Genomic DNA, 15,717 nt, shown 5'->3' on the forward strand with positions numbered 1-15,717 from the left:
CTGAAGCTGGCCGGTGATTGTATCGGGGGCGGCATGCCCGGGCTAGGGCGGGGCTCGCGTATACGGGCGGCCGGGGCATGCGCGGTGTGCAGGCAAGCCCCCGTGCGGTGCAGGTTTCAGTCAGCCGGGGGTCAGTCGGTTCCGGTATTCGACGCAAGCCAGGGCCAGGCGGGCGAGGTGGGAAGCGCTCCTCGCGCCCATTTTCTGCATCAGGTTCGCGCGGTGGATCTCGACCGTGCGCACGCTGACGTCGAGGTCGCGCGCGATCAGTTTGTTGGGCTTGCCGTCCAGCAGCTTCTCCAGCACTTCGCGTTCGCGTGGGGTCAGGGATCCCAGGCGCTCCTCGATCTCGGCGATACCGGCAGCGCCTGCCCGCCGTTCCGCGTCCAGTGCCAGGGCATGTTCGACGCCCTCCAGCAGGGCGCTGTCGTGAAACGGTTTCTCGAGGAAATCCAGGGCGCCCTCGCTGACCGCCCGCACCGCCATCGGAATGTCGCCGTGGCCGGTGATGAAAATCACCGGCATGCCCACGGCTCGTGCCTTGAGTTCGCGCTGCAGCGTGAGCCCGTCCATGTCCGGCAGGCGCACGTCGAGGACGAGACAACCGGGAGTCTCGACATCGACGCAGTCCAGCAGAGACTGTGCATCCGCGCAGGCGGTGACACGGAAGTCGGCGCTCTTCAGCAGCAGGCTCACGGCGGTACGGACGTCCGGGTCGTCATCGACCAGGTAGACCTGTGGATATCTAGGTGCGGGCATCGCTGTGCTCCAGGGGCAGGGTGAAGCGGAACTCGGCGCCACCCTCGGGCATGTTTCTTACCGTCAGGCAGCCCCCGTGGGCCTCGACCAGCGACCGGCTGATCGAAAGTCCCAGGCCCAGGCCGTTCTCCTTCCAGGTGGAAAATGGGTCGAACAGGCCAGCCAGCCGGTACGGGGGGATGCCCGGGCCGTTGTCGCGGATGTGAATCTGCAGGTGGTCCGCCTCGCGCTGCAGTCCGAGTTCGACCCGACCGTCCCGCCGGCCCTCGAGAGCCTCGATCGCGTTGCGCAACAGGTTCACCAGCACCTGCTCGATCTGGACCGGCGCGACCGTGACGGCAGGGAGATGAGGCTCGACCTTCAGCTCGAGTCGCAGGTGGCGGCTGCGGAAGTCGGGACGCAGCAGATCGAGTACCGGGCGGACGAGCGCATCCGGACGGATCGTCCGGCGCTCGGGGGCCTGGCCGGCCGCGAAGGCGCGCATCTGACGTACGGTTTCGGCTGCGCGGTGTGCGCCGGCATCGAGCTGGGACAGCGCTTCGCGGAGTTCGTCCATTCGGCCGCGCTCGAGCAGCCGCTTGCTGGCCTGGGCATAGCTCGCCAGCGCGCACAGCGGCTGGTTCAGTTCGTGCGCCAGGCCTGCAGAGAGTTCACCGAGTGTGCTCAGCCGACCGGCCCGCGCCAGCTGATCGAGATGTCGGCGCGCGCGGGTTTCCGCGGCCTCGCGTTCGCCGCGCAGCGCGGTCAGGACCAGCCCGGTCAGTACCAGCAGCGCGAGCTGTGCATTCAGCGACAGCAGGCTCGTGTCCAGCCCCAGTTCGGCGAACGGCCCCAGACCCCAGCCGGTACCCGACAGCGCGATGCCGCCTCCGGCCAGCATCAGGGTCGTGGTGACCTGAACCGGGCAGCGCAGTGCCGCGAGCATCACCAGCGGGAAGGCCGCATAGGACAGCGGCATCGCGACGCCTGCGGGCAGGAACCCCGAATACACGACCGCAGTCACCGAGATCAGGCTCGCGATCAACAGGAAGCCCTTCAGGTAGGCCCGGTCCGTTGGCCGTGCCAAAGGAGCACCGAGCCAGGTCATCAGCACCGGTGCGACCAGTGCGAGCCCCATCAGATCCGCCATCCAGCACAGCCACCAGGTGTCGGTGAAACTGAGCTCGTCCATGCCTACCGCGATGCCCCAGGCACCGGCGGTCGCGGCCAGCCCCGATCCGGTCAGGGCTCCGACACTCAGCAGCAAGCCGACATCGCGCAGGCGTTCCAGCCGTGGCGAGAACCCGAGACGGTGCAACGCATAGGCGCCCAGCGCCACACCGGCCATGGTTGCGGTGACGGTGCCGAGGGTTTCCAGTAGCGGGACCATGTCGCCCGTGAATTGCCATGCGACCAGCGCGGATGCGAAACCCACTGCCGGTATCAGCCGATATCCGTACAGGTAGACGAAGGCCAGTCCGACCCCGGTGGCCGGCCAGACCAGCGGGATGCCGTGCGCATCGGGTGTGAAAACGAAGCCCCAGAGTCCCACCGCGTAGTACAGCGCGATCAGCATGGCACTGCGGCCGGCCAGCCAGACCCAGGGCAGGGTGGCGGGCCGAGCTGTCCACGGCTGCGGGACGGGGATCGGGGCTGTCGGCATCGGGCATGTCCATCAGAAACCGGCTTACGCCCCTTAGTCTAGGTCCGTGGGACCGCGAGCGGCGATACGGGTTTCCCCGTACAGGATCGCCAGCGCTCGGAAGCATCCGTGGATTTTCCGCAGTCCCGTGCCAACGGGGTTGGCATGCCACGCGCGCCGATCGTAGGCTGGGACGGTCAGGGCAAGCCCAGGGCGGGGAAAAGGAACCCGGCGCTCGGCCGGGTCAACGATCCCTGTGATGGTTTGGGCCACCGCGCTGCGCGCGATGACCCGTCCGGTAGAGTCACGTGCGAACGCGGAAGTTTCGTGGCGAACGACAGCTGAGCGGGTTTTTTCTGGTGGGAAGTCAGGAGGCACGAGGATGGGCGTGATGAACGGGTCCGCAGAGTTCGTACTCGATGCACAGCTCCAGCGGGACAGCCTCGCGGTGGGCGATCTGCCGTTGTGCCAACTGACCCTGCCCCTGTGCTGATGCCGGCGCTGCGGATTGTTGTCGGGTGTCTGATCGCGCTGCTGCTGGCTGCCTGTGGCCGAGTTCAGTTGCAGCCGGCGGGGCCGCCGGTGCAGGAGCCGGAGCTGCGCAATGCGGTGGCGGTGATGGCCGACGGCTACCGCCTGCCGATCCATCGATGGGTTCAGGATCGGGCACCCGATACGGTTGTGCTGGGTCTGCACGGCTTCGGGGACTACGGCCAGGCCTATGCCGCTCTCGAGGCAACGCTCGTGGACACCGGGTGGGCCGCGGTTTACGCCTACGATCAACGCGGCTTCGGTGTGACCGAACGCTTAGGAGTCTGGGCCGGTGGCGAGACCCTGGCGGCCGATCTGCATGCGGTCGTGGCTCTGCTCCGCCAGCGGTATCCGGATGCCCGGATCGTGCTGGTGGCCGAGAGCATGGGGGGTGCAGTGACCCTGCGCGCGCTGATGAACGATCCGGTGCCGGATGTCGACGGGGTGATCCTGCTCGCCCCGGCGGTCTGGGGGACGCAGACGATGCCCTGGTACCAGCGCCTGAGCCTTGCCGTGATGCTGCGGATCGCCCCCGGTGCGACGTTCTCCGGCGACGCAGTGGCCGATCTCGGGATCCGGCCGACCGACGATCCGGAAGTGATCGAAGCCCTGAGGCGGGATCCGATGGTACAGAAGGAGGCCCGGGTCGACACGCTGCACGGCGTGACCGAACTGATGACCGAGGTGTTCGACGGACCGGCCCGGTTTCCGGTACCGACGCTGCTGCTCTACGGTCTGCGGGACCAGGTGATTCCGCCAGGGCCGGTCTGCGAGTGGCTCGGGCGCGTGCCGGTGACGGACCTCGAGCCCCTCCGGATGGTGCTGTATCCCGACGGCTACCACATGCTGACGCGGTACCGCGGTGCTGAGGATCCGCTCACCGACATCGCCGCCTGGCTCGAGGATCCGGCTGAGGTTCAGCGCGGTATCGAAGTCGACCTGGAGCAGGCACGCGACCGCATCTGCGCGTTGCCTGCGAGAGGCCTTCGGGAGCGCCGCCGATGGTGAGGGCCGAAGGCGGCCTTGCCGCGCGCTGGAGCCGCCGCGGGTAGAGGTTCGACGCGGGCACAAAAAAGCCCGATCCTCGCGGATCGGGCCTGGCATTCCGAACCGGCTGGGTGTTCCAGCCAGTCGTCTACATGCCTTACTCGGCCTCGGCCGGAGCCTGCTGCTGCGGAGCCGGCGCGCCCCACGGACCGCCGTAGTACGGGGCACCGTAGTGCGGGGCGTAGCCGTAGCCGTACGGACGACCGTAGCCGTAGTAGTCGCCGTAGCCATGACCGCGGCCATAGCCGTGGCCGCGACCGCGGGCGGTGAAGTCGAAGTCGCCGAACATGTCGCCGAGACCGAACCAGTCACCCAGACCGCGGCCATACCCCGGGCCGTAGCCGTAGCCGGGGCCGTAGTGCGGGCCGTAGCCGTAGCCCGGGCCGCCCCACCATGCGCTCGACTGCATGGGGATCGCAAACGCACCAACCAGAGCGGCAGCCGCCAGAACCTTCATCGCTTTACGCATATCGAAATCTCCTAGGTTGTGATAGCCCTTGAATGTACTCGTACATCCCGTACCACCGAGGTACTTCCTGTCATGCCCCGCCGGTGCGAAGGGCGCGCACCGATGGGCTCGGAAAAACGAATTCGTATTAAAGACGCCTCCCTGGGGGTTTTCAAGGTGGTAGTGCCACCCCTGGCAAAGCATCAGTGTTTGCTGATATTACGGAAATGTTACCGAGAAATTATGATCTAGATCAAGGTTTTCGGCGGAACTCTGGAGTGGCTGTAGCCTGCCTTCCGAAGATCTTTGGTTCTCCATTGGGTTAGCGCCCGAACCTTCCATCGGGTCGCAGGAAAATGCCGCGAGATACGGATGCCTCGGGTCGAACCGCCTAGCCCAACAGCATGGCAGGACCCTCCTCGGCCCGCGGGCAGTCCTGCGGGCGCAGGTTCAGCCTGCGCTTTGCTCGGGCGGCGCCTGTGAGGGGATCGGCAGGCCGGCCTCCCGCAGCCAGTCGCAGAGACGGATCAGGGGCAGGCCGATCAGCGCGGTGGGGTCGTCGCCCTCCATGCGTCTGAACAGGGAGATGCCGAGCCCCTCGGACCGGAAGCTGCCCGCGCAGTCATACGGCCGATCGACGCGGAGGTAGCGCTCGATCTCCTCGGACGCGAGCGAACGCATCTCCACCGCATACGGTACCGTCTCCAGCCACTGCCGGTTGCCGGCGCTGTCGATCAGGCACAGGCCTGTGTAGAAGACCACTCGCTGGCCGGACAGCGCCGCCAACTGCTCGCTCGCGCGCTCGTGGGAGCCGGGTTTGCCGAGAATCCGGCCGCCGACCGCCGCGCACTGGTCGGAGCCGATCACCAGCGCCGCGGGATGATCGCGTGCGACGTCGGCGGCCTTGGCGGCGGCCAGCCGCGCCACCATGGCCTCCGGGGCCTCGCCGGAGAGCGGCGACTCGTCGATCCGTGGGGCCGCGGTCTGGAACACCACGCCGAGCCGCTGCAGCAGCGCCTTGCGGTACGAGGAGGTCGAGGCCAGCACCAGCGGCCGGGCCGTTGCCATTCAGGCCTCGATCTCGATCAGCGCGTCATCCGGGTTCGCGGCCTGGCCCTTGGTCACGTTCACCGCCTTCACGACGCCGGTGACCGGCGCGGGAATCTCCGACTCCATCTTCATCGCCTCGAGCACCAGCACCGGGTCACCGGCGCTGACCTGCTGCCCCTCGGAAACCAGCACGTCGATCACGGTGCCGGGCATCGAGGTGGTCACGTCGCCGGGGCGGGTGGCCCGGCGCGGGTGGTTCTTGCGCGCCCGCTTGCCCGTGTCGCTGCGGCTGACCGGGGCCGGAGCCACGTCGATTTCGTCCAGCGTTTCCAGCAACACCTCCTCGGGCAGGCCGTCCACCGTCACGTAGAGCGGTCGCGAATCCTCACGGCGGTGGCCGCTGCCAGTGACCTTGATGTGGTAGGTCTCGCCATGGAAGGTCAGGTTGAACTCCACCGGTGCGGGGCAACCCTCGGCCGTGCTGGCCTGCGGCGGGTTCAGCGGTTCGGGAACCAGGGTGCCTTCGGCGCGCTGTTCGAGGAATTGCCGACCGATCTCGGGGAACAGCGCGTAGGTGAGCACGTCCTCCTCGTTCACCGCGAGTTCGGCGATGTCCGCGCGCAGCGATTCCATCTCTGGAGCGATCCGGTCCGCCGGACGGCATTCGACGACCTCGGCATTGCCGATCGCCTTGCCACGGATGATCGGGTTCACCGGGCCCGGCGTGCGGCCGTAATGGCCCATCAGGTAATGCTTCACCTCGTTGGTGATCACCTTGTAGCGCTCGCCGGCCAGGATGTTCATCACCGCCTGGGTGCCGACGATCTGGGACGTCGGCGTGACCAGCGGCGGATAGCCGAGGTCCTCGCGTACCTTCGGGATCTCCACCAGCACCGCGTCGAACTTGTCCAGCGCGTCCTGGTCGCGCAGCTGATTGGCGAGGTTGGAGATCATGCCGCCGGGAACCTGATTGGTCTGGACGCGGGTGTCGACGCCGGTATAGCCGCTCTCGAAGCGCGCGTATTTCTTGCGCACCTCGCGGAAGTAGGCGCCGATCTCCTGCAGTGCGGCCAGGTCCAGCCCGGTGTCGAAGCGGGTGCCGGCGAGCGCAGCGACCATGCTCTCGGTCGGGGGATGACTGGTGCCGCCGGCGAACGCGGAGATCGCCGTCTCGATATGCCGGCAGCCGGCTTCGATCGCTTGCCAGTGGCACAGCTCGGACAGGCCGGAGGTGGCATGCGCGTGCAGGTGGATCGGCACGTCGACCGCGTCGACCAGGTCGGTAACCAATTCGCGAGTGGCGCTTGGCGTGAGCAGTCCGGCCATGTCCTTGATCGCGATGCTCTGGACCCCCATCTCGACCATCTCGCGCGCCATCGCCACGAATTGGCGCGCGGTGTGCACTGGGCTGGTGGTGTAGCAGATGGTGCCCTGCGCATGCGCACCGACCTCGCGGGCGGCCTCGATCGCCACGCGCAGGTTGCGGGTGTCGTTCATCGCGTCGAAGATGCGGAAGATCGCGATACCGCCGGCGGCGCTTCGGTGCACGAAACTGCGTACGACGTCGTCCGCATAGTGCCGGTATCCGAGCAGGTTCTGGCCGCGCAGGAGCATCTGCAACGGTGTATTCGGCAATGCCGCCTTCAGCCGATGCAGGCGTTCCCAGGGGTCTTCTTTCAGGAAGCGCACGCAGGCATCGAACGTCGCGCCGCCCCAGGCCTCGAGCGAGTGGAAGCCGATCCGGTCCAGTTGCGGACAGATCGGCAGCATGTCCTCGGTGCGCAGGCGGGTCGCGATCAGGCTCTGGTGGCCGTCGCGCAGGGTGACATCGGTAACGTGAACTCGGCTCATGGAGGTGTCCTACAGGCCGTGGTGTGCGGCGAGGGCGGCGGCAATGGCGACGGCGACGTTGCGGTCGGAACGCGTCGCCGGGCTCTGCGTCAGCTCGGGGTGCGCCGCGATGAACCCGGTATCGAAGTTGCCGGTCTTGAACGCTGGGTGGTTCACGATCGCAAGGTGGTACGGAATCGTGGTTTTGACCCCGAACACGCCGATGTCGCGCAGCGCCCGGTCGGCTCGGCTCAGCAGCAGTTCCCAGTCGAGCGCCCAACAGATCAGCTTCGCACACATCGAATCGTAGTGCGGCGGGATCTGGTAGCCGGTATAAATCGCACCGTCGGTCCGGATGCCGGGACCGCCCGGCGCGAAATAGCGCGTGATGCGACCGAAACTCGGCAGGAAGTCGTGTTCCGGATCCTCGGCGTTGATTCGGAATTCGATCGCGTAGCCGCGTCGGCTGATCTGGTCCTGGCGGTAGCGTAGCGGCAGGCCGCGGGCGACCCGCAGCTGCTCCTGCACGATGTCGATACCGGTGATCATCTCCGTAACTGGATGTTCCACCTGAAGACGTGTGTTCATCTCCATGAAATAGAACGATCCATCGCGGTCGAGAAGGAACTCGACTGTGCCGGCATTCTGGTACCCGACGGCCTGGGCCGCGCGCACGGCCAGTTCGCCGACATGGCTGCGCTGCTTTTCGCTCAGCTGCGGTGACGGCGCGATCTCGACCAGTTTCTGGTGGCGGCGCTGGATCGAGCAGTCGCGCTCGTAGAGATGAGTGACTTGCCCGTGCGCGTCGGCGAGGATCTGCACCTCGATGTGGCGGGGATTTACGATCGCCTTTTCCAGGAAGATCTCGGTGCTGCCGAATGCGCGCGTGGCCTCGGAGCGCACGCGTTCGTAGTTGCGTTCCAGGCTCGCCGGGTCGGTGCACAGGCGGATGCCACGCCCGCCGCCGCCGCTGGTCGCCTTCAGCATCACCGGGTAGCCGACCTTCTCGGCCGTTTCGAGCGCGACCTCCAGCCTCTCGAGGTTGCCGTCCGAGCCGGGCACTACTGGTACCCCGGCCTCGATCATTGCCGTGCGCGCCGCGACCTTGTCGCCCATGCGCCGGATCACCTCCGGCGACGGGCCGACGAAGCGGATGCCGCGCGATTCGCAGGCCTCTGCGAACTCGGGGTTCTCGGACAGAAAGCCGTAGCCGGGGTGCACCGCGTCGCAGCCGGCGGCGCGGGCGACGTTGATCAGCCGGTGCATGTTCAGGTATCCGCCGAGCGTGTCAGGGCCGATCGAATACGATTCGTCCGCCTTCTTCACATGCAGCGCGTGGCGGTCGGCATCGGTGAATACCGCCACGGACTTGATGCCGGTCTCGGCACAGGCGCGGATGAGCCGGACCGCGATTTCACCGCGGTTGGCGATAAGCAGCTTGCGGATGCGGATCACGCCCAGTGCCCCGTCGGAAGTTGCGAACTGGCAGTATCCGCAAGGGTCCGCACGGCTGCAAGTAAGCCTCTGTTCACTTTGACAGAAAGCCCCTTGCGCGGGTATATTCCGCGCCCTTGATATGAGCCGTATTCCCGTTTCCCTGGATCCGTTTCTGCCGCGTGCGCTGAATCAGCGCTGGGAGGGCGAGTATTCCGCCAAGGATTTGCCGCGGGTGGCTGCGGCCGCCGAGGGGGCGGAAGTGGCGGTACATGCCGAATTGACGATCGTGCAGGGCGCGCTGGGCGAGATCCGGCTGCGCGGCACGATCGAAGGCAGCGTGGGGCAGCAATGCCAGCGCTGTCTGCAGCCCATGCGCTGGCAGTTCCGGCTGGCGCCGGACGTGGCCCTGGTCCGGTCCGGTGCGCGGGCCGCGGATCTGGGCGCGGACGAAGAGGCGGTGGAAGTCGAGGCGGATGGCCTGTTGCGGCCGGCGGGGTTCGTCGAGGACGAGATTCTGCTGGCCTGGCCGTTCTCGCCTCGCCACGAAGGCTGTAGCGCCGGGCGCGCGCGCGAGTTCGAGCCCGGCGCGGTCTCGGCCGAGGAGAGCCCGTTCGCGGTGCTGAAGGGTATGCGCAAGGGATCCTGACCTGCGCCGCCCGGCGATCGAAGTCATAAAACACGCCCCGGGCCGTCCCGGGACTAGCATACTGGAGAAGGCATCATGGCAGTCCAACAGGCCCGTACCACCCCTTCCAAGCGCGGCATGCGGCGCTCCCACGACGCACTCAAGCCCGCGACCCTGTCGATCGAGCCCACCACGGGCGAAGTGCACCGCAGGCACCATGTATCGCCCGACGGTTTCTACCGCGGCCGCCAGGTGATCGCGAAGGACGTGGCGATCGACGACGACGAGGATTGACACCGGGTTCCGGTTCCGGCGTGACCGCGTCGGGTTCAGTTCGCTTTCCCGGTTCTTTTCCCACACACTTATCCGGTCGTTGATTCCCGTATGCCGCTCTTCTGCGGCACCCTGTGGCTGCCGGGTCCGGTGGCTGGCATCCGGCGGGCGGTCCAGTACTGCGCCCTGTCTGCGCACCGCCAGCGCCGGGGTGTGCGAGCGCGAGCGCCCCAGGGACGGACAGCACGAGGGCAGGTCGCATCGGCATGAGCCACAGGTACACCATTGCGCTTGATGTGATGAGCGGAGACCACGGGGCCTCCGTGGTGATGCCTGCGGCGCTTGGTGCGCTGCAGGAAACGCGGGATATCCGGCTGGTGCTGGTCGGCGACAAGGCCGTGATCGGTGCTCACATGCGCCACTGGCCCGAGCCCGTGAAGCCGCGCGCCGAGGTGCTGCATGCTTCGCAGACGGTCGGCATGGAGGAATTGCCGGCGGTCGCGCTGCGCAACAAGAAGGACTCGTCGATGCGCAGGGCCATCGACCTGGTCAAGCAGGGCGGCGCCCAGGCCTGCGTCAGCGCCGGCAACACCGGGGCGCTGATGGCGACTGCCCGCTACGTGCTGAAGACGCTGGCAGGGATCGACCGTCCGGCAATCGCGACCGCGCTGCCGTCGCTGTTTGGCCACACCCACATGCTGGACCTCGGCGCGAACGTCGATGTCGAAGCTGCGCACCTGTACCAGTTCGCAGTGATGGGGTCGGTACTGGTGACGGCGATCGACCGCAACGAGACCCCACGGGTGGGCCTGCTGAACATCGGGTCGGAGGCGATCAAGGGCAACGACCGCGTGCGCGAGGCGGCGCACCTGCTGGAGCGTTCCTCGCTGAACTATATCGGCTTCGTCGAGGGCAACGACGTCTACTGCAGTGATGTCGACGTGGTTGTCTGCGACGGCTTCGTCGGCAATGTCGCGCTGAAGACCAGCGAAGGCGTGGCGAGAATGATCTCGGAGAACATCCGCAGCGAGTTCAAGCGCTCCTGGCTGACCCGGCTGCGCGGGCTTGCGGCTTTGCCGGTGCTGAACCGCTTCCGCAGCCGCATCGACCCCCGGCATTACAACGGCGCGTCGCTGCTCGGGTTGCAGGGCATTGTCATCAAGAGCCACGGTGGTGCCGATGCGCTGGCGTTCCAGAATGCCATCCGGATCGCACGCAAGGAGGCCGAGGCCAACGTTCCACAGCGGATCGACAAACAGCTCGGCCGTCTGCTGCGTCAGGAGGTGGAAGTGTGAGCTTTGCACGGATCGCCGGCACCGGGAGCTATCTGCCGGAGGGCATTCTCACCAACGCCGACCTCGAACGGATGGTCGATACCAGTGACGAGTGGATCGTCGACCGAACCGGGATCCGCGTGCGCCATATCGCCGGCCCGGGCGAGGCGACGTCGGACCTGGCGTTGCACGCGGCGCGCCGGGCGCTGGACGCGGCGGGCCTTGCCGCAGCGGAGCTGGACCTGATCCTGGTGGCGACGACGACGCCGGATCAGATTTTCCCGAGTACTGCCTGTCTGCTGCAGGCGAAGCTGGAGGTCAGCGGCTGTCCCGCGTTCGACGTGCAGGCAGTCTGCAGTGGATTCGTCTATGCACTGGCCACTGCCGACCAGTTCATTCGGGCGGGTCAATGCCGGCACGTGCTCGTGGTCGGGGCCGAGACGCTGTCCCGGATCACGGATTACACCGACCGCAGCAACTGCATCCTGTGGGGGGACGGTGCCGGTGCGGTGGTGCTGTCGCGGTCGGACGAGCCGGGCATCGTGTCCACCCACCTGCACGCCGACGGTTCGCAGCGATCGCTGCTGGAGGTGCCGGGCGGCATCTCGCGCAACGACGTCGAGGACACCAAGATCCGCATGGAAGGGCGCGCGGTGTTCCGTGTGGCGGTGAATACCCTCGACCAGATCGTCGACGAGACACTGGCGCACAACGGGATCGCGAAGTCGGACCTGGACTGGCTGGTGCCGCACCAGGCCAATATCCGCATCATCCAGGCCACTGCCAAGAAGCTGGCCATGTCGATGGAGCGCGTGGTCGTGACGGTCGATACTCATGGCAACACCTCTGCGGCATCGATCCCGCTGGCGCTCGATGTCGCGGTGCGCGACGGGCGGATCAAGCCCGGGGACCTGATCCTGACCGAGGCCTTCGGCGGCGGCTTCACCTGGGGCGCGGCGCTGATCCGCATGTGAACACCGCCGCGGGTCGCCCAAAGGCCACGGGCGGTCGCTGGAGTCTGCTCGTTCATGGCTAAAGAAATCGAACGCAAGTTTCTGATCCAAGGTGACGCATGGCGTTCCCAGGTGCAGGCGTCCAGACCGATGCGGCAGGGCTACCTGTGCGGGAACACGCGCGCCTCGGTGCGGGTGCGCATCGCCGGAGACCAGGCGACCCTGAACATCAAGAGCGCCACCCTCGGGGTGGAACGCCAGGAGTTCGAATACCCGGTGCCGCTGGACGATGCACAAGTGTTGCTCGACGAACTGGCCGGGGCAGTGGTCGAGAAGACGCGTCACGAGCTGCGCCATGGCGACCATGTTTGGGAAATCGACGAGTTCGCCGGGCGAAACCAGGGGCTGATCGTCGCCGAGATCGAACTGAGCGACCCGGAGGAGCCCTTCGTGCGTCCCGATTGGCTGGGCGAGGAGGTTTCGCACGACCCCCGCTACTACAACACCGAACTGGCCCGCCACCCCTACACGCGCTGGTGAGCCCGCCGATGGTATTCGACCCCGATTGCCGGCGCTGCCCGCGCCTTGCCCGCCATCTCGACGCCGTGCGGGTTTCGCATCCCGCCTACCACGCGGCCCCGGTTCCGCCTTTCGGCCCACAACCGGCCCGCCTGCTGATCGTCGGTCTGGCGCCGGGGATGCACGGCGCCAACGCAACCGGGCGGCCCTTCACCGGCGATCATGCCGGTATTCTGCTGTACCAAACGCTGCACGCGTTCGGATTCGCGAACCAGCCGGAGGCGACCTGGCGCGACGACGGCCTGATGCTGCACGACTGCCGCGTGACCAACGCAGTCAAGTGCCTGCCGCCGCAGAACCGGCCGACGGCAGCGGAGATCCGCAGCTGCAACGCGTTCCTCGGTGCGGAGATCGCGACGGTGGCCCCCCGCATCATCCTCGCGCTGGGGCGCATCGCCCACGAGGCGGTGCTGCGCGCGCTCGACCGGCCGCTGCGTGCCCATCCGTTCGCGCATGGCGCCGAGCACGATCTCGGGTCTGGCCGCACGCTGTTCGATTCCTACCACTGTTCGCGCTACAACACGCAGACGCGGCGCCTCACGCCGGCGATGTTCGAGGAATTGTTCGGGGAGATTCGCGCCCGGTTATCCTGAAGCGATGAGCGCGACCGAACCCGCCTTCGACCACAGGGAATTCCTGGCGTCCTGCACCTCGGCCCCGGGTGTCTACCAGATGCTCGACGATGCCGCGACGGTGCTGTATGTGGGCAAGGCCCGGAACCTGCGCAAGCGGCTCGGGAGCTACTTCCGCAGTACCGGCGAACGCAGCCCGAAGACGCGCGCGATGGTCGCTCAGATCGCGGACATCCGGGTGGCGGTCACGCACACCGAAGCCGAGGCGCTGCTGCTCGAGGCGAACCTGATCAAGCGGCACCGGCCTCGCTACAATGTGCTCTTGAGGGATGACAAGAGTTACCCGTACATCTTTGTTTCCAATCACGAATATCCCCGGCTCGGTTTTCATCGCGGCGCCCGCCGGAAAGGCGTTCGCTACTTCGGGCCATACCCATCTGCGGTGGCGGTCCGCGAGACCCTGAACCTGCTGCAGAAACTGTTCCTGGTCCGGCAATGCGAGGACAGCGTGTTCGCCCACCGCAGCCGCCCCTGCCTGCAGCACCAGATCGGGCGTTGCACCGCGCCCTGCGTGGCGCTGATCGATCCGGACGAGTACGCGGCCGACGTGCAGGCCAGCGTGCGCTTCCTGGAAGGGCGCAGCGAGCAGGTGATCGGCGACCTCGTCCAGCGCATGGAGACGGCCTCGGCCGGACTGCAGTTCGAACGGGCCGCACGGCTGCGCGACCAGATCGCCCACCTGCGCCAGATCTCCGAGCAGCAGTACGTGGCCGGTGGCGACGGCGACGCCGACATCTTTGCACTGGCGCGCGCGGGCGGGGCGGCCGCGGTGCAGATCTTCTTCGTTCGCCACGGCCAGAACCTGGGCAATTCGGTGCGCTACCCGAAGCTGCCCGATGACGCCGGCGACGACGAGATCATGGCCGCGATCCTGGCGCAGTACTATGCCGAGCGCGAACCGCCTCGGCTGGTGCTGGTGTCGCATCGCCCGCGCGAGCCCGAGGGCCTGGCCGCACTGCTGGAGCAGCGCCGCGGCGGCCGCGTCCGGCTGGCGTGGTCACTGCGCGGAGAGCGCGCCCGCTGGGTGGAGATGGCGCAGCGCAATGCCGAACTCGCACTGAAGACGCGGCTGGCCAGCCAGGCGGGGCAGCAGTCCCGGCTACAGGCGCTGGCCGAGGCGCTGCAGCTTCCGGAACCGCCGGCGCGGATGGAGTGCTTCGACATCTCCCACACCCAGGGCGAAGGCACTGTCGCGTCCTGCGTCGTGTTCGGCCCCGAGGGGCCGTTGAAGTCCGATTACCGCCGGTTCAACATTGCCGGAATCGCCCCCGGCGACGACTATGCGGCGATGCACCAGGCATTGGACCGCCGGTTCGCGCGACTGAAGAAGGAGGCCGGGCCGCTGCCGGACATCCTGTTCATCGACGGCGGGCAGGGCCAGGTGAACCAGGCCCTGGACGTACTGCGCAACCACGGCATCAAGGGCATGCGCGTGGTGGGTGTTGCCAAGGGACCGGAGCGGCGCGCGGGTCTGGAGACCCTGGTGTTGAGCGGGGTGCAGGGGCCTTCTATACTGCCGGCGCAATCCAGCGCCCTGCATCTGATCCAGCAGATCCGCGACGAGGCGCACCGATTCGCGATTACCGGACACCGGCTGCGGCGCGCGAAGGCCCGGCGGGAATCCCGGCTCGAGGACATCCCCGGGCTGGGTCCGAAACGAAGGGGAGCGCTGCTGCGCCACTTCGGCGGGCTGCGAGGTATTTCGCGTGCCGGAGTCGAAGAGTTGGCCAAGGTCCCCGGCATCAGCCACAACCTGGCGCAGGCCATCTACGAAGGATTCCACGAGAACTGACATGCTGCGCAACCTGCCCACATGGCTGACCTGGTCGCGTATCGCGATGATCCCGCTGATGGTGGTCCTGTTCTACGGACTGCCGGATCCATGGGGCGGCATTACCGCTGCGCTGATCTTCGCGCTTGCCGGCCTCACCGACTGGCTCGACGGCTATCTGGCCCGGCGGCTGGAGGTCACGTCGCGCTTCGGCGCGTTCCTGGATCCGGTGGCGGACAAGCTGATCGTGGCCGCGGCGCTGGTGCTGGTGGTCCACGATGATGCCACCCTCGGCATCGCGATTGCCGCGATCGTGATCATTGGGCGTGAGATCGCGATCTCCGCACTGCGCGAATGGATGTCGGCCATCGGCAGCCGTGCGCAGGTGGCGGTTTCGTGGATCGGCAAGGTGAAGACGACCGCGCAGATGGTATCCATCTTCCTGCTGCTCTGGGCAGTACCGCTCGGCCGGGTTCCGATGTACCTGCTGGGCGAATGGCTGCTGTACCTGGCCGCTGTGCTCACGCTGATTTCGATGGCCCAGTACATGCTGGCCGCGCGCCGGGGTGCTTGACAGTTTCGCAGCAGACGCTATCATTGCGGGCCTGTCGGGCGGGAATAGCTCAGTTGGTAGAGCACAACCTTGCCAAGGTTGGGGTCGCGAGTTCGAGTCTCGTTTCCCGCTCCAGTATCTTCCCAACCCCGGGTCACCGGGGTTTTCTGTTTCCGGCGCGACCTGCATGCGCCGCGACGACACAGCACCCTGGCTGGGTGGCAGAGTGGTTATGCAGCGGCCTGCAAAGCCGTGTACGCCGGTTCGATTCCGACCCCAGCCTCCATCTTCTTGTACGACGCTGCCGATGCCGCAGATTCCGTAGACTGTGCCG

At 67.1% G+C, this 15,717-nt stretch carries 15 protein-coding genes and 2 tRNA genes; 11 read left to right on the forward strand and 6 right to left on the reverse strand.

The window, feature by feature from the left end; all coding sequences use genetic code 11:
• Positions 1-120: 120 nt before the first annotated feature.
• The gene (locus tag THITH_RS07395; protein ID WP_006747720.1) at positions 121-759 is read right to left on the reverse strand and encodes a response regulator transcription factor; all 639 of its coding nucleotides are present in this window, start codon (positions 757-759) and stop codon (positions 121-123) included.
• Positions 746-2,401, reverse strand: coding sequence for an ATP-binding protein (locus THITH_RS07400; protein ID WP_006747719.1), 1,656 nt, complete (start codon positions 2,399-2,401; stop codon positions 746-748). The genes THITH_RS07395 and THITH_RS07400 overlap by 14 nt, the downstream gene beginning before the upstream one ends.
• Positions 2,402-2,845: 444 nt before the next feature.
• Here THITH_RS07400 and THITH_RS07405 point away from each other — a divergent pair, with 444 nt between their 5' ends.
• On the forward strand, positions 2,846-3,919 hold the full coding sequence (locus THITH_RS07405; protein WP_232222268.1) for an alpha/beta fold hydrolase: 1,074 nt from the start codon (positions 2,846-2,848) through the stop codon (positions 3,917-3,919).
• 136 nt (positions 3,920-4,055) lie between these two features.
• Here the strand turns inward: THITH_RS07405 and THITH_RS07410 are convergent, their stop codons facing one another.
• From THITH_RS07410 to THITH_RS07425, 4 genes are all read right to left on the reverse strand, one after another.
• Entirely contained in the window at positions 4,056-4,427 is a 372-nt protein-coding gene (locus THITH_RS07410; protein WP_006747716.1) for a sulfur globule family protein, read from the reverse strand.
• 429 nt (positions 4,428-4,856) lie between these two features.
• Positions 4,857-5,474 carry a Maf family protein gene (locus THITH_RS07415; protein WP_006747715.1) on the reverse strand — a complete coding sequence of 206 codons (618 nt, stop codon included), beginning with the start codon at positions 5,472-5,474 and terminating at the stop codon, positions 4,857-4,859.
• The gene (gene oadA / locus THITH_RS07420; RefSeq protein ID WP_006747714.1) at positions 5,475-7,307 is read right to left on the reverse strand and encodes a sodium-extruding oxaloacetate decarboxylase subunit alpha; all 1,833 of its coding nucleotides are present in this window, start codon (positions 7,305-7,307) and stop codon (positions 5,475-5,477) included.
• Between the two features lie 9 nt (positions 7,308-7,316).
• Complete coding sequence (locus THITH_RS07425) at positions 7,317-8,741, reverse strand: acetyl-CoA carboxylase biotin carboxylase subunit (RefSeq protein ID WP_006747713.1); 1,425 nt, start codon at positions 8,739-8,741, stop codon at positions 7,317-7,319.
• Between the two features lie 121 nt (positions 8,742-8,862).
• Here THITH_RS07425 and THITH_RS07430 point away from each other — a divergent pair, with 121 nt between their 5' ends.
• From THITH_RS07430 to THITH_RS07475, 10 genes are all read left to right on the forward strand, one after another.
• Positions 8,863-9,369 (forward strand): YceD family protein, encoded by a 507-nt coding sequence (locus THITH_RS07430; RefSeq protein ID WP_006747712.1) that lies wholly within the window; start codon positions 8,863-8,865, stop codon positions 9,367-9,369.
• A 75-nt stretch (positions 9,370-9,444) separates the two neighbouring features.
• Positions 9,445-9,642: a 50S ribosomal protein L32 gene (rpmF, locus tag THITH_RS07435; RefSeq protein WP_006747711.1), complete on the forward strand. Its 198-nt coding sequence runs from the start codon at positions 9,445-9,447 to the stop codon at positions 9,640-9,642.
• A 245-nt stretch (positions 9,643-9,887) separates the two neighbouring features.
• The gene (gene plsX, locus THITH_RS07440) at positions 9,888-10,916 is read left to right on the forward strand and encodes a phosphate acyltransferase PlsX (protein WP_006747710.1); all 1,029 of its coding nucleotides are present in this window, start codon (positions 9,888-9,890) and stop codon (positions 10,914-10,916) included.
• Complete coding sequence (locus THITH_RS07445; protein ID WP_006747709.1) at positions 10,913-11,869, forward strand: beta-ketoacyl-ACP synthase III; 957 nt, start codon at positions 10,913-10,915, stop codon at positions 11,867-11,869. The genes plsX and THITH_RS07445 overlap by 4 nt, the downstream gene beginning before the upstream one ends.
• 54 nt (positions 11,870-11,923) lie before the next feature.
• The gene (locus THITH_RS07450; RefSeq protein ID WP_006747708.1) at positions 11,924-12,388 is read left to right on the forward strand and encodes a CYTH domain-containing protein; all 465 of its coding nucleotides are present in this window, start codon (positions 11,924-11,926) and stop codon (positions 12,386-12,388) included.
• Between the two features lie 8 nt (positions 12,389-12,396).
• The gene (locus THITH_RS07455; RefSeq protein ID WP_006747707.1) at positions 12,397-13,020 is read left to right on the forward strand and encodes a uracil-DNA glycosylase; all 624 of its coding nucleotides are present in this window, start codon (positions 12,397-12,399) and stop codon (positions 13,018-13,020) included.
• A 4-nt stretch (positions 13,021-13,024) separates the two neighbouring features.
• On the forward strand, positions 13,025-14,851 hold the full coding sequence (gene uvrC / locus THITH_RS07460; RefSeq protein ID WP_006747706.1) for an excinuclease ABC subunit UvrC: 1,827 nt from the start codon (positions 13,025-13,027) through the stop codon (positions 14,849-14,851).
• A gap of 1 nt (position 14,852) precedes the next feature.
• Positions 14,853-15,404 (forward strand): CDP-diacylglycerol--glycerol-3-phosphate 3-phosphatidyltransferase, encoded by a 552-nt coding sequence (pgsA, locus tag THITH_RS07465; protein ID WP_006747705.1) that lies wholly within the window; start codon positions 14,853-14,855, stop codon positions 15,402-15,404.
• A gap of 38 nt (positions 15,405-15,442) precedes the next feature.
• Positions 15,443-15,518 (forward strand) — tRNA-Gly (locus tag THITH_RS07470).
• A 77-nt stretch (positions 15,519-15,595) separates the two neighbouring features.
• Positions 15,596-15,669 (forward strand) — tRNA-Cys (locus THITH_RS07475).
• Positions 15,670-15,717 lie beyond the last annotated feature (48 nt).

The organism is Thioalkalivibrio paradoxus ARh 1 (assembly GCF_000227685.2).
Classification (GTDB): domain Bacteria; phylum Pseudomonadota; class Gammaproteobacteria; order Ectothiorhodospirales; family Ectothiorhodospiraceae; genus Thioalkalivibrio; species Thioalkalivibrio paradoxus.

Coding starts and splice junctions, on each gene's coding strand:
- THITH_RS07395 (WP_006747720.1), bottom strand. CDS start 759: ATGCCCGCACCTAGATATCCACAGGTCTACCTGGTCGATGACGACCCG.
- THITH_RS07400 (WP_006747719.1), bottom strand. CDS start 2,401: ATGCCGACAGCCCCGATCCCCGTCCCGCAGCCGTGGACAGCTCGGCCC.
- THITH_RS07410 (WP_006747716.1), bottom strand. CDS start 4,427: ATGCGTAAAGCGATGAAGGTTCTGGCGGCTGCCGCTCTGGTTGGTGCG.
- THITH_RS07415 (WP_006747715.1), bottom strand. CDS start 5,474: ATGGCAACGGCCCGGCCGCTGGTGCTGGCCTCGACCTCCTCGTACCGC.
- oadA (WP_006747714.1), bottom strand. CDS start 7,307: ATGAGCCGAGTTCACGTTACCGATGTCACCCTGCGCGACGGCCACCAG.
- THITH_RS07430 (WP_006747712.1), top strand. CDS start 8,863: ATGAGCCGTATTCCCGTTTCCCTGGATCCGTTTCTGCCGCGTGCGCTG.
- rpmF (WP_006747711.1), top strand. CDS start 9,445: ATGGCAGTCCAACAGGCCCGTACCACCCCTTCCAAGCGCGGCATGCGG.
- plsX (WP_006747710.1), top strand. CDS start 9,888: ATGAGCCACAGGTACACCATTGCGCTTGATGTGATGAGCGGAGACCAC.
- THITH_RS07450 (WP_006747708.1), top strand. CDS start 11,924: ATGGCTAAAGAAATCGAACGCAAGTTTCTGATCCAAGGTGACGCATGG.
- THITH_RS07455 (WP_006747707.1), top strand. CDS start 12,397: ATGGTATTCGACCCCGATTGCCGGCGCTGCCCGCGCCTTGCCCGCCAT.
- uvrC (WP_006747706.1), top strand. CDS start 13,025: ATGAGCGCGACCGAACCCGCCTTCGACCACAGGGAATTCCTGGCGTCC.
- pgsA (WP_006747705.1), top strand. CDS start 14,853: ATGCTGCGCAACCTGCCCACATGGCTGACCTGGTCGCGTATCGCGATG.